General features: G+C 63.9%; 11 protein-coding genes. 8 read left to right on the forward strand and 3 right to left on the reverse strand.

Translation table 11 applies throughout. From position 1 onward, the window contains the following. Nucleotides 1-243: 243 nt before the first annotated feature. From NKI05_RS30590 to NKI05_RS30600, 3 genes are all read right to left on the reverse strand, one after another. A complete protein-coding gene (locus NKI05_RS30590) occupies nt 244-1,434 on the reverse strand; it encodes an Mrp/NBP35 family ATP-binding protein (RefSeq protein ID WP_286455680.1) in 1,191 nt (396 codons plus the stop codon). A 77-nt stretch (nt 1,435-1,511) separates the two neighbouring features. Beyond that, entirely contained in the window at nt 1,512-2,516 is a 1,005-nt protein-coding gene (locus NKI05_RS30595) for an inorganic phosphate transporter (RefSeq protein ID WP_023688789.1), read from the reverse strand. Between the two features lie 3 nt (nt 2,517-2,519). Then, nucleotides 2,520-3,161: a DUF47 domain-containing protein gene (locus tag NKI05_RS30600; protein WP_023673429.1), complete on the reverse strand. Its 642-nt coding sequence runs from the start codon at nt 3,159-3,161 to the stop codon at nt 2,520-2,522. A gap of 158 nt (nt 3,162-3,319) precedes the next feature. On the opposite strand from NKI05_RS30600, the gene NKI05_RS30605 reads away from it, so the two are divergent. The 8 genes from NKI05_RS30605 to NKI05_RS30640 all read left to right on the forward strand — a co-directional run bounded on the left by NKI05_RS30605 (nt 3,320) and on the right by NKI05_RS30640 (nt 13,122). Next, the gene (locus NKI05_RS30605) at nt 3,320-4,219 is read left to right on the forward strand and encodes a LysR family transcriptional regulator (protein WP_031206262.1); all 900 of its coding nucleotides are present in this window, start codon (nt 3,320-3,322) and stop codon (nt 4,217-4,219) included. Nucleotides 4,220-4,413: 194 nt separating this feature from the next. Next, nucleotides 4,414-4,893, forward strand: coding sequence for a formate dehydrogenase subunit gamma (locus tag NKI05_RS30610; protein ID WP_023738147.1), 480 nt, complete (start codon nt 4,414-4,416; stop codon nt 4,891-4,893). After that, nucleotides 4,890-6,446 carry a formate dehydrogenase beta subunit gene (locus tag NKI05_RS30615; RefSeq protein WP_023673426.1) on the forward strand — a complete coding sequence of 519 codons (1,557 nt, stop codon included), beginning with the start codon at nt 4,890-4,892 and terminating at the stop codon, nt 6,444-6,446. Before NKI05_RS30610 ends, NKI05_RS30615 begins: the two co-directional genes overlap by 4 nt. A 10-nt stretch (nt 6,447-6,456) precedes the next feature. Continuing rightward, nucleotides 6,457-9,369 (forward strand): formate dehydrogenase subunit alpha, encoded by a 2,913-nt coding sequence (fdhF, locus tag NKI05_RS30620; protein WP_023673425.1) that lies wholly within the window; start codon nt 6,457-6,459, stop codon nt 9,367-9,369. A gap of 349 nt (nt 9,370-9,718) precedes the next feature. Continuing rightward, on the forward strand, nt 9,719-10,549 hold the full coding sequence (gene fdhD / locus NKI05_RS30625) for a formate dehydrogenase accessory sulfurtransferase FdhD (RefSeq protein WP_031204309.1): 831 nt from the start codon (nt 9,719-9,721) through the stop codon (nt 10,547-10,549). Continuing rightward, on the forward strand, nt 10,539-10,853 hold the full coding sequence (locus tag NKI05_RS30630; RefSeq protein ID WP_023673423.1) for a formate dehydrogenase subunit delta: 315 nt from the start codon (nt 10,539-10,541) through the stop codon (nt 10,851-10,853). Before fdhD ends, NKI05_RS30630 begins: the two co-directional genes overlap by 11 nt. A gap of 125 nt (nt 10,854-10,978) precedes the next feature. Next, a complete protein-coding gene (locus tag NKI05_RS30635) occupies nt 10,979-12,532 on the forward strand; it encodes an alpha/beta fold hydrolase (protein ID WP_023673422.1) in 1,554 nt (517 codons plus the stop codon). Nucleotides 12,533-12,642: 110 nt separating this feature from the next. Beyond that, on the forward strand, nt 12,643-13,122 hold the full coding sequence (locus tag NKI05_RS30640) for a carboxymuconolactone decarboxylase family protein (RefSeq protein ID WP_023688798.1): 480 nt from the start codon (nt 12,643-12,645) through the stop codon (nt 13,120-13,122). Nucleotides 13,123-13,124 lie beyond the last annotated feature (2 nt).

A 13,124-nucleotide genomic window follows, 5' to 3' on the forward strand; every position in this document is an offset into this window, starting at 1 on the left:
CAACCAATCCGCTTGGCGCTGCGGCGGACGCATAGGGGGAGAGAAGTGTCACCTATGTATCCGGTTCAAAGTGTTACCCATCTATCGGCTGGACATCGTGAAGCGAGGCGGGTGGGGTCGCCTCAACTGCCTCAACGTGAGTTGAGCTGCCTCGACTTGTAAAGAAATAGCGTCGAGCGTGTCACCGCGGACCCCACCCGGCCCTTCGGGCCACCCTCCCCTCAAGGGGGAGGGATATCCGAGCTACTCGAACACGATGTTCGGCACCGCCGCTTCGGCCGCGCCGCGTTCTTCGTTGACCCGGTCCCAGACCTTCGAAGCAATGCCGCGATAGATCTTCGCCTCGGCGCTGTCTGGCTTCGACGCCACCACCGGAGCACCTTCATCAGAACTTTCGCGAATGCCCATTTCCAGCGGCACTTCGCCGAGGAAGGTCACGCCGAGTCGCTCGGCCTCGCGCCGCGCCCCGCCATGGCCAAAGATGTCGTAGCGCTTGCCGGTATCGGGGGCTATGAAATAGCTCATGTTCTCCACGATGCCGAGCAGCGGCACGTCGACCTTCTTGAACATATTCAATCCTTTGCGGGCGTCGATCAGCGCCAGGTCCTGCGGCGTCGAGACGATGACGGCGCCGGCCAGCGGCACCTGCTGGGCCATGGTCAGCTGGGCGTCGCCGGTGCCGGGCGGCATGTCGACGACGAGCACGTCGAGGCGGCCCCATTCGACCTCGCGCAGCATCTGCGTCAGCGCCGACATCACCATCGGACCGCGCCAGATCATCGGCGTCTCCTCGTCGACGAGGAAGCCCATCGACATCACCTTAAGGCCGTAATTCTCCATCGGTTTCAGGATCTTGCCGTCGACGGTCTGCGGCCGGCCATGGATGTTGAGCAGCCTGGGCATGGACGGGCCATAAATATCGGCATCGAGCACGCCGACACGCAAACCGTTGGCGGCGAGGCCAAGCGCGATGTTGACAGCGGTGGTCGACTTGCCGACGCCGCCCTTGCCGGACGCCACCGCGATGATCGCCTCGATGCCGGGCACGCCGCGCTTGCCCGAGCTTTGCGAGGCCGGGGCGTGCGGGGCTGGGGAGTGTGGAGCTGGGCGCGGCGCGGCGGGCGCGGCCGTCGGTGCCGGCCTGGGCGCGGGGTGCGATGCAACCGGAGCCTCCATGCCGCCGCCCTTCTTCTCCGCCGTCAGCGCGACGACGGCGCCGGCGACACCAGGGATCGCCTTGACGACACGCTCGGCTGCGGCGCGCAGCGGCTCCATCTCCTGTGCGCGGGCGGCGGGAACGGTGATCGAGAAAAACACTTTCGAATCGGCGATGAAAATCTCCGAAACCATGCCGAGGTCGACGATGTTGCCGGTGAAGTCCGGCCCGTTGACCGTCTTCAGACGCTCGGTGACGATTTCCTTGGTGACGGACATGCATTATTCCCTAAGGCGTTTGGCTGCGGCTCAGATAGTGCAGATTGGCAGCGACTCCAAGCACCACGGTGTCCACCTCACCTTGCCAGGCCAACCGCAAGGTAGGTGAGCGCCGAAATTGCAGCCGTGGCCGGCAAGGTGACGATCCAGGCGATGACGATGTTGCCGGCAATGCCCCAGCGCACGGCCGAGACGCGGCGGGCGGCGCCGACACCGATGATGGCCCCGGTGATGGTATGGGTGGTCGACACGGGGACGCCGAGCCAGGTGGCGGCAAACAGGGTGATGGCGCCGCCGGTCTCGGCGCAGAAGCCCTGCATCGGATTCAGCCGGGTGATCTTCGAGCCCATCGTGTGAACGATGCGCCAGCCGCCGAACAAAGTGCCGAGCGCCAGTGCTGTCTGACAGGTGAGGACGACCCACAGCGGCACGTAGAACGTCCCGCCGAGCATACCTTGCGAATAGAGCAGCACGGCGATGATGCCCATGGTTTTCTGGGCGTCGTTGCCGCCGTGCCCTAGCGAATAAAGCGAGGCCGAAAAGAACTGCATGACGCGGAAGGTGCTGTCGACGGCGAACGGTGTCTGGCGCACGAACAGCCAGGAAACGGCCAGGATCAGGACCAGCGCCAGAACAAACCCTGTCGCCGGCGACACGACGATTGCGGCGACCGTCTTGCCAAGCCCGGTCCAGACGATGGCGCCGGGCCCAGCCTTTGCAACGCCGGCGCCGACGAGCCCGCCGATCAGGGCATGCGAACTGCTGGACGGGATGCCGGCAATCCAGGTGACGATGTTCCAGACGATGGCGCCAACGAGCGCCGAGAAGATCACCGCCGGCGTGACGATGCTGACGTCGACGATACCTTTTCCCACAGTTTCAGCCACGTGAAGGCCGAAGAACATGAAGGCGATGAAATTGAAGAAAGCCGCCCACAGGACCGCATATTGCGGTCTCAGCACGCGGGTGGAGACGATGGTGGCGATGGAGTTCGCTGCATCGTGCAGGCCGTTGAGAAAATCGAAAAACAGCGCGACGGCGACAAGGCCGATCAGCACGGGAAAGGCGATGGTGGCTTCCATTGCCTAAACGTTCTCGATGACGATGCCGCTGATCTCGTTGGCGACGTCCTCAAAGCGGTCGACCACCTTCTCCAGCTGGCCGTAGATCTCCGAGCCGATCAGGTAGGCCATCGGATCGCTGCGGCCATGCCGCTTGAACAGGTCCTTCAATCCCTGCTCATGCAGATCGTCGGCGCGGCTTTCGACGCGCATCACCTCTTCGGCGATGGCGTTGAGGCGTACCGTGTGCGTGCCGACCTTGCTGAGCAGCGGGATTGCTTCGGCAACCAGCCTGGAGGCGGCAACGATGACGCCGCCCATCTCCTGCATCAGCGGGTCGAATTCCTTCTTTTCGAACAGCTTCACCGTCTTGACGGTCTTGTGCATCATGTCGATGGCGTCATCCATCGACTGGATCAGGTCCTTGATGTCGCCGCGATCGAAGGGCGTGATGAAGGAACGCCGCACCGCCAGCAGCACTTCGGCCGTGATATGATCGGCCTCGTCCTCGAGATCGATGATCTTCTGGCACCAACGATCGATGTCCTTGCCCTGCAGGAGCTGCTCCAGCGCCTCGGCGCCGCCGACCACGGTGCGGGAATGCCGTTCAAAGAGGTCGAAGAAGCGATCTTCGCGCGGCAAAAGCTTGCGGAACCAGCCCAGCATGTCCGATCTCCTCGTATTCCATCCAACCACATAGCGCCGTGTTCGGCCGGGGGAAACAGCCAGCCGGCCCAAAGATGTGGATGCATGGCCAATTGCGGGTAGAGCTTGCGGCGAAAGGCAATTTCCCCGACCTTGCGCGCAACGAACGGACGGATGGTATGATCGACAAGCTCGAATTCTTCATCGCGCTGGCCAAGGAGGAGCATTTCGGCCGGGCGGCGGAAGCGTGCGGCGTCACGCAGCCGACCTTGTCGGCCGGGATCAAGCAGCTGGAGGGCCAGCTCGGCGTCATGCTGGTCAATCGCGGTTCGCGCTTTCAGGGGCTGACGCCGGAAGGCAAGCAGGTGCTGGTGTGGGCGCGTCGCATCGTCGGCGATTCCAGGACCATGCGCGAAGAGATGCGGGCGGCGCGACATGGCCTGTCCGGGCGTATCCGTATTGCCGCCATCCCAACCGCCCTCGCCATGGTGGCGCGGCTTACGACGCCATTTCGCGAGAAGCATCCGGGCGTCACCTTCTCTATCCTGTCGCGCACCTCGATCGAGGTGTTGTCGCTGCTCGGCAATTTCGACGTCGATGCCGGCATCACCTATCTCGACAACGAGCCTCTCGGACGGGTGACCAGCGTGCCGCTCTATGACGAGCGCTACCAGCTGATCACGGCGGTCGGAAATCCCTATTCGGATCGCGACAAAGTGACATGGGCCGAAATCAGCCAGCTGCCGCTCTGCTTGTTGACGCCGGACATGCAGAACCGCCGCATCATCGACCAGCATCTGGCCGAGGCCGGCGTGCAGGTGCGGCCGACACTGGAATCCAACTCGATGATCGTGCTGTTCTCCCACATACGGACAGGCAAATGGTCGTCGATCATGCCGCTCAACCTGGCGGAAACATTCGGTTTTTCCGAGCCGATCCGGGCCATTCCGATCGTCGAACCGGATGCCAGCCACACGGTCGGGCTGGTCGCCGCGCCGCGCGAACCGCACACGCCGCTGGTGCAGGCGCTGCTGGACGAGGCGATGGCGCTGGCAGAGGATTTCCGCGCCAATCGCTGAGCTAGTCATAACTGGTCAATCGGCGCGATAGAAATTTTCTATCGTGCAACGAAACCGCTTTATTGATTTCAGAGGTTTTCTCTGATTTCTTAAGCACTTAGCGATTAAGCGGCGTAGGCATGTCGTTGTTCCAAAACTGCTTCATGCTTTTGGACGATTATATGCATCGATCGCTACGATAGGGAGGGCGCTGCGTGACGATGCAGCCTGCAAGTACCGAGATACAGTCGCGCACGGCGGCGATCATCCAGGAGTTGAAGGGCCTCGAAGGCCCCCTGCTGCCGATCCTGCACGAGATCCAGGAAGAATTTGGCCACGTGCCGCAGGACGCCGTGCCCGTCATCGCCGATGGGCTGAACCTGTCGAGGGCCGAAGTGCATGGCGTCGTGACCTTCTATCATGATTTCCGTGCCCGGCCGGCTGGCCGGCATGTGCTCAAGCTTTGCCAGGCGGAAGCCTGCCAGTCGATGGGTTCGGATGCGATCGCCGCAAAGGTCAAGCAGTTGCTCGGCATCGATTTCCATGAGACCACCCGCGACGGATCGGTTACGCTTGAGCCTGTCTATTGCCTCGGGCTGTGCGCCTGTTCACCGTCGGCGATGCTGGATGGTGAGGTGATCGGGCGGCTCGATGACGAGAAGATCGAAGAGATCGTCGCGGAGGTACGCTCATGATCCCGCGCATCTACATTCCAGGTGACTCCGGCGCGCTGGCGCTCGGCGCCGAAAAAGTCGCCAAGGCTGTTCGTGCGGAACTGGCCGAACGGGGTGTCGAGGCCAAGATCGTCCGCAACGGCTCGCGCGGCGCCTATTTCCTCGAACCGATGGTCGAGGTCGCGACCGAAAAGGGCCGCGTCGCTTACGGGCCGGTCAAGCCATCGGACGTCAAGAGCCTGTTCGACAGCGGCTTTCTCACCGGCGGGCATCACAAGCGCTGGCTGGGCGCGCCCGACAAAATCCCGTTCCTGGCCAAGCAGACGCGCCTGACCTTTGCGCGTTGCGGCATCAACGACCCGCTATCGCTCGATGCCTACAAGTCACTGGGCGGGCTCAAGGGCCTGCAGAACGCGGTGGCCATGGCGCCGCTCGACATCGTCAAACAGGTCACGGAATCGGGCTTGCGCGGCCGAGGAGGCGCCGGCTTCCCGACCGGCATCAAGTGGAAGACGGTGCTCGATACGACATCTGACCGCAAATACATCGTCTGCAATGCCGACGAGGGCGACAGCGCCACCTTTGCCGACCGCATGATTATGGAGGGCGACCCCTTCGTGCTCATCGAAGGCATGACGATTGCCGGCATCGCCACCGGCGCGACCAAGGGGTTCGTCTATATCCGCTCGGAATATCCGCATGCGGTGGCTGTCATGAACAAGGCTGTCGAGGTCGCCCGCAAGGCAGGCGTGCTCGGCGTCAGCGTGCTGGGTTCGCCCAACGCCTTCGACATGGAAATCCGCGTCGGCGCCGGCGCCTATGTCTGCGGCGAGGAAACTTCGCTGCTGAACAGCCTTGAAGGCAAGCGCGGCGTGGTGCGAGCCAAGCCACCGCTGCCGGCAATCCAGGGTCTGTTCGGGAAGCCGACGGTGATCAACAACGTCATCAGCCTGGCCTCCGTGCCCATCATCATGGACAAGGGTGCTGCCTTCTACAAGGATTTCGGCATGGGCCGCTCGCGCGGCACGATCCCGATACAGATCGCCGGCAACGTCAAGTTCGGCGGCCTGTTCGAGGCGGCGTTCGGCATGACGCTGGGCGAGATCGTCGACGATATCGGCGGCGGTACGGCCACAGGTCGCCCGGTGAAGGCGGTGCAGGTCGGCGGCCCGCTCGGCGCCTATTTCCCGCGCGGCCTGTTCGACACGCCGTTCGACTACGAAGAGTTCGCGAAGCGCGACGGGCTGATCGGCCATGCCGGCATCACCGTGTTCGACGACACGGCCGACATGCTGAAGCAGGCGCGCTTTGCCATGGAGTTCTGCGCCATCGAAAGCTGCGGCAAGTGCACGCCCTGCCGCATCGGCTCGATACGCGGGGTGGAGACCATCGACCGGCTTGCCGCCGGCATCGAGCCGGAGAAGAACCTGGCACTGGTCACCGATCTCTGCAACACGATGAAGTTCGGATCGCTCTGCGCGCTGGGCGGCTTCACGCCCTATCCGGTGATGAGCTCGATCACCCATTTCCCCGAAGATTTCAAGCCCGCGCCGGCGCGCGTGGCTGCTGAATAGGAGCTGGCAGATGAATATCAAGGCCGACTTCCCGACACTCATCGAAGAACTCGATTACGGAACCCCGGAATCGAAGGCGCAAAAGCAGGTTACGCTGATCGTCGACGGCCGCAGCATCAGCGTGCCGGAGGGTACGTCGATCATGCGCGCGGCGATGGAAGGCGGGGTCGAGATCCCAAAACTCTGCGCCACGGACATGCTGGACTCGTTCGGCTCCTGCCGCGTCTGCCTGGTCGAGATCGACGGGCGCGGCGGCACGCCGGCATCCTGCACGACCCCCGTCGGCGAAGGCATGGTGGTGCGCACGCAATCCGAGCGGCTCGACGCCATCCGCCGCGGTGTCATGGAGCTTTACGTCTCCGACCACCCGACCGGCTGGAACGAGAAGGCCGGCACCGGCGCCAGCGAGTTCGACGTTGTGGCGAAATCGGTCGGCCTGACCGAGAACCGCTTCGGCATTGAGGGCCGCAACCACGTCAAGCAGGAAAACGGCGTCGCGCCCGGCCATGGCTCGCTGGCGGTCGACTACATCGCCCGCGACGAGTCCAACCCCTATTTCACCTATGATCCGGCGCAATGTATCGTCTGCTCGCGCTGCGTGCGGGCCTGCGAGGAGGTGCAGGGCACCTTCGCGCTGACGATCGAGGGCCGCGGTTTCGAATCGCGCATGGTCGCCGGCATGCACGAGGATTTCATCGCCTCCGAATGCGTGTCCTGCGGCGCCTGCGTGCAGGCCTGTCCGACCGATGCGCTGCGTGAAAAGACCGTGCTTGAGAAAGGCATGCCCGAGCGTTCCGCTGTCACCACCTGCGCCTATTGCGGCGTCGGCTGCTCGTTCAAGGCAGAAGTGAAGGACGACGAAGTCATTCGCATGATGCCCTACAAGGACGGCAAGGCGAACCACGGCCACTCCTGCGTGAAGGGCCGTTTCGCCTATGGCTATGCCACCCACAAGGACCGCATCCTGTCGCCTATGATCCGGGAAAAGGTCAGCGATCCCTGGCGCGAGGTGAGTTGGGAAGAGGCCATCGCCCATACGGCCAAGGAATTCCGCCGTATCCAGTATCAATACGGCCGCACCTCGATCGGCGGTATCACGTCCTCGCGCTGCACGAATGAAGAGACCTATCTCGTCCAGAAGCTGGTGCGCCAAGGCTTCCGCAACAACAATGTCGACACTTGCGCGCGCGTCTGCCACTCGCCGACCGGCTACGGCCTCGGCCAGACCTATGGCACCTCGGCCGGCACGCAGGATTTCGATTCCGTCGATTTCACCGATGTCGCCGTCATCATCGGCGCCAATCCGGCTTCCGCGCACCCGGTGTTCGCCTCGCGGCTGAAAAAGCGGCTGCGCCAGGGCGCCAAGCTGATCGTGCTCGATCCGCGCCGCACCGAAATGGTCAAGTCGGCGCATATCGAGGCCGACTATCACCTGCCGCTGAAGCCCGGCACCAACGTGGCGGTGCTGACGGCGCTGGCGCATGTCATCGTTACCGAAGGGCTTTTCGACGAAGCCTTCATCCGCGATCGCTGCGACTGGGCGGAGTTCCAGGATTGGGCTTCTTTCGTCGCCTTGCCGGAAAACAGCCCCGAAATCGTGGGCAAGCTGTCCGGCGTCGATCCCGAACTGATCCGAGGTGCTGCACGGCTCTATGCCAAGGGCGGCAATGGCGCGATTTATTACGGCCTCGGCGTGACCGAACACAGCCAGGGTTCGACCACGGTTATGGCTATCGCCAACCTTGCCATGGCGACCGGCAATATCGGCCGCCCGGGCGTCGGGGTGAATCCGCTGCGCGGCCAGAACAACGTGCAGGGTTCCTGCGACATGGGCTCGTTCCCGCATGAACTGCCGGGCTACCGCCACATCTCCGGCGAGGCGGTGCGCGACATCTATGAGACGTTGTGGGGGGTGAAGCTCGACGACGAACCGGGCCTGCGCATCCCCAACATGCTGGATGCCGCCGTCGACGGATCCTTCAAGGGCATCTACATCCAGGGCGAGGACATCCTGCAATCCGACCCTGATACCAAGCATGTCGCGGCCGGCCTGGCGGCGATGGAATGCGTCGTCGTGCACGACCTGTTCCTCAACGAGACAGCTAACTACGCGCATGTCTTCCTGCCGGGCTCGACCTTCCTGGAAAAGGACGGCACCTTCACCAATGCCGAGCGCCGCATCAACATGGTGCGCAAGGTGCTGGAGCCGAAGGCGCGCTATGCCGACTGGGAAGCGACACAGGAGCTTGCCCGCGCGATCGGGCTGGATTGGAACTACCAGCATCCCTCCGAAATCATGGACGAGATCGCCAAAACGACGCCAAGCTTCGCCGGCGTCTCTTTCGATCTGCTCGACCGTGTCGGATCGGTGCAATGGCCCTGCAACGAGAAGGCGCCGCTCGGCACGCCGATCATGCATATCGACGGCTTCGTGCGCGGCAAGGGCAAGTTCATCCGCACAGAATATGTGGCGACCGACGAGCGGACCGGGCCGCGTTTCCCGTTGCTGCTGACCACCGGTCGCATCCTCAGCCAGTACAATGTCGGTGCACAGACAAGGCGCACCGAAAACGTCATGTGGCACTCGGAGGACCGGCTGGAGATCCATCCGCACGATGCCGAGAACCGCGGCCTGCGCGATGGCGACTGGGTGCGGCTGACCAGCCGTTCGGGTGAGACGACGCTGCGTGCGCTGATCACCGACCGGGTGTCGCCAGGTGTGGTCTACACAACGTTCCACCATCCCGACACGCAGGCCAACGTCATCACCACCGACTTCTCGGACTGGGCGACCAACTGCCCGGAGTACAAGGTGACCGCGGTGCAGGTCGGCGCCTCCAACGGGCCTTCGGACTGGCAGCGCGATTATAACGAGCAGGCCGAGCAGAGCCGCCGCATCGCAAAGCTGGAAGCGGCGGAGTAGTCTTGCCACGGCGTTCGACAATAAGAGCTTCAATCTTGACGGTTGGTCGACCCCTACTCCGTCAGGAAGGACGCGAGCTTATGCCGCCTGGCGCCTTTCTTCTCCCTCCGGAGGGGGGAGAGGTGGCGCCGCGAAGCGGCGACGGAGTGGGGGAAGCCGGCCCCGCAACACGCAGCCGTCGAAAGTCGCGCACAACCCAAAGAGCAGGCAAACCAACCTATCTGGCGAGCAGTCGACCTCCACTCCGTCAAGCTTCGCTTGACACCTCTCCCCCGGTCGACGGGGGAGAGGAAAGGCGCGAGCCTCCACAGCTACTGCTAAGGACGAACAGGGCAGAGGGGCGCGCCTCGTGACCCGCAAACGCCAAGCCACCACCCAAATCTCTCGCCTTGCCCACCGCGCCAGCGGCACGACATCGGCCAACCGCATGGTGCCGGAGGAGACGCCGGTGGCGTTCTCCTTTGCCGGCACCACCCATGCGGTGATGATGGCGAGCCCGGCCGATTTCGAGGATTTCGCGCTCGGCTTCTCGCTGACCGAAGGCATCATCGCGTTGCCTGACGAGATAGAGGCGATCGAGGTCGAGGACCATGGCGCCGGGATCGATATCCAGATCCGGTTGAAGGACCAGGCCAATACGCGCTTCGAGGCGCGACGCAGGCGATTGGCCGGTCCGGTCGGCTGTGGGCTATGCGGCATCGAATCGATCGAGGAAGCGATGCGCTCGGTCGACAAGGTTGGTGCGTCCAAGCTTACGCTTGAAGCCGACGATATCACCCGTTCGGTAAAGCTTTTGTCCAAGGTGCAGCCTCTGCATTCAGAAACCGGCGCCGTGCATGCAGCGGGCTTCTACATTCCCGGCAAAGGCATCGTCATGGCGCGCGAGGATGTCGGCCGGCACAATGCGCTGGACAAACTGGCCGGCGCGCTGGCCAAGGCCGGCATTGACGGTGCATCGGGCGCGGTGGTGGTGACATCACGCGTCTCGGTGGAGATGGTGCAGAAAACGGCGACGATCGGCTCCGCCTTCATCATCGCCGTGTCGGCGCCGACAGCGCTCGCCATCCGCACCGCTGATGAGGCCGGCATGACGCTGGTAGCGCTGGTGCGCGGCGATGATTTCGATGTTTTCACCCACCCGGAACGGGTGGTCTTGGGAGTTGCCCAGCATGTCGCATAACGAAGAACACATCACGAGCACCGGGGAAAAGCTGGTGCGCATGGCCAACCAGATCGCCGCCTTCTTCCATTCAAGGCCCCGCGAGGAAGGTGTGGCGGGCGTGGCCGAGCACATCAACAAGTTCTGGGAGCCCAGGATGCGCCGGCAGTTCTTCGAGATGCTGGACAGCGGCGGCGAAGGTTTTGACGAACTCGTCGTCGTGGCCTCGGCCAGGATCAAGCGGCCGAAGACCGAGGAGCAGGCCGATGTGAGCATCGGCTACGTCCAACCCACGGGTGCAGAGAGCGCCGCTCCCCAGAAATAGCCTCCCCCAGAAATGGCGGGCGAACACGGCTCGCCGCGGGCTATATCTAAAGTTTGGCTGCCGCATCCGCCGGGCGTCTGCTATGGTCGGCGATCAGAAATCGTCTGGCCGGGCGGGATAGCAACGTGAGGCCGATCGAGACGCGATATGCCCTCAGCGGCGACGTGCGGATCGCCTATCAGGTGGTCGGCCAGGGATCGTTCGACCTGGTTTTCGTGCCCGGCTTCATCTCCAATCTCGACCTGCATTGGGAAGACGAGGGCTACGCCAGGCTCTTGAAACGGCTCTCGGCGTTCTCGCGGCTTATCCTGTTCGACAAGCGCGGCACCGGCCTGTCCGACCGCGTCGACCCACGCCACCTGCCCAGCCTCGAAACCCGCATGGACGATGTGCGCGCGGTGATGGATGCCACCGGCAGCGGCCGCGCGGCCTTGCTCGGCGCTTCGGAAGGCGCGCCGATGGCAATGTTGTTTGCCGCCACCTATCCGGAACGGACACGAGCGCTGGCGCTCTATGGCGGTTATGCGCATTTCCACAAATGGGTGATGTCGCCGGAGCGCCTCGAGGCCTTCATCGCGACGGCCGGCACGGAATGGGGCACGGGCGCCACACTGCCCAACTTCGCTCCCGGCCGGGTAGATGATGCGCATTTCACCCAGTGGTGGGCCCGCTTCGAGCGGCTGTCGGCCAGTCCGACGGCAGCGGCAGCCCTTGCCCGGATGAATGCCGGAATCGATGTGCGCGGCGTGCTTTCGGCGATCGGCGCACCGACACTGCTCATTCATCGCCGCAACGACGCGCGGGTCGACCCGGACGCCAGCCGCTTCCTGGCGAAAGAGATCGCCAATGCGCGATTGGTCGAGGTCCCCGGGCGCGACCACCCGATCTGGACCGGCGATGTCGACCGGGTGGCCGACCTGATCGAGGAATTCCTGACCGGCGAGCGTGCCGTGGCCGAAGCGGAGCGCGTGCTTGCCGCTCTTCTGGCGACACGCATCTACGACACGGCGCGGGTTGGCGACCGCATGTGGAGCGAACGTAGCGAGCGCTTCCAGGAGAGCTGGCAGCAGCTGGTCGGCCGTCATGGCGGACGCGTCGCCGGCATCCATGGCGAATTGATGATCTCGCGCTTCGACGGGCCGGCGCGGGCCATACGCTGCGCGGCGGCACTGCGCGATGCGGCGCAACATATGGGCATTGCAAGCGCCCAGGGCGCCCATGTCGGTGAGGTCGAAATGCGCGGGCCGCCGGTGGGGCTGATGGCACGGGTGACGATGCAGATCGCCGCCCATGCCGGGCGCGGCGATATTCTGGCGTCGCGGCTGGCCGCCGATCTGGCGGCGGGGTCCGGCCTGCATTTCATCGATGCCGGGCGTGTCACGGTGGATGAGCTGGACGAGCCGCTGGCGCTGGTCCAGGCAACGTCGGAACAGCACCTGGAGCCGGCCTGCCGCCCCAAGGCGAAACCCGCCGAGCCGGCTCAACTGACGGCGCGCGAAAGCGAGGTGGTGATCCTGATCGCCGACGGCAAGAGCAATGCCGCGATCGCCGCCGAGCTGAGGCTCAGCGAGCATACGGTCAAGCGTCATGTCGCCAACATATTGCTGAAGCTCGATTTGCCGTCACGGGCGGCGGCAGCGGCATTTTCCGCCAGGCAGGCTGGCCCGGACGGGCCATAGGGACCATGGCGCTTTCGGGCGAAGCGGCCAGGTGGGGTCGAGGCGTACCAATTCTCTCCATGCAGGCCAGGCGGATGTCGCCGGGAAAGGCACTGCGGATGGAGGATGCAATGCTGAAGTCAAACAGGTCGATCAAATCGCTGGTGATAGCGGCAGGCGTTGGCGCGTTGTTCACGATCGCTCCCGCCAGAGCCGAGGATGCCTCGGCGGCCGCCGCCTACAAGGACATCGAGGCGACGCTCGGCTCAGTGCCGGACATGTTCAAGACGCTGCCCGATGTCGCGGTTGCCGGCGCCTGGGCCGAGATCAAGGGTGTGCAGCTCAACCCCAAGACCGCGCTCGACGGCAAGACCAAGGAACTGCTGGGGCTGGCCGTCGCCTCGCAGATCCCCTGCCAGTACTGCATCTATTTCCACACCGAGGCCGCCAAGCTCAATGGCGCGACCGATGAGGAGATCAAGGAAGCGATCGCGATGGCGGCCATCGTGCGCCACTGGTCGACGATGCTCAACGGCAGCCAGGTCGACTTCGCGACCTTCAAACAACAGACCGACGGCGTGTTCGCAGCCGTCAAAGCCAAGTCGCAGTGAAA

Source organism: Mesorhizobium sp. M0771 (assembly GCF_040320155.1).
Lineage (GTDB): Bacteria > Pseudomonadota > Alphaproteobacteria > Rhizobiales > Rhizobiaceae > Mesorhizobium.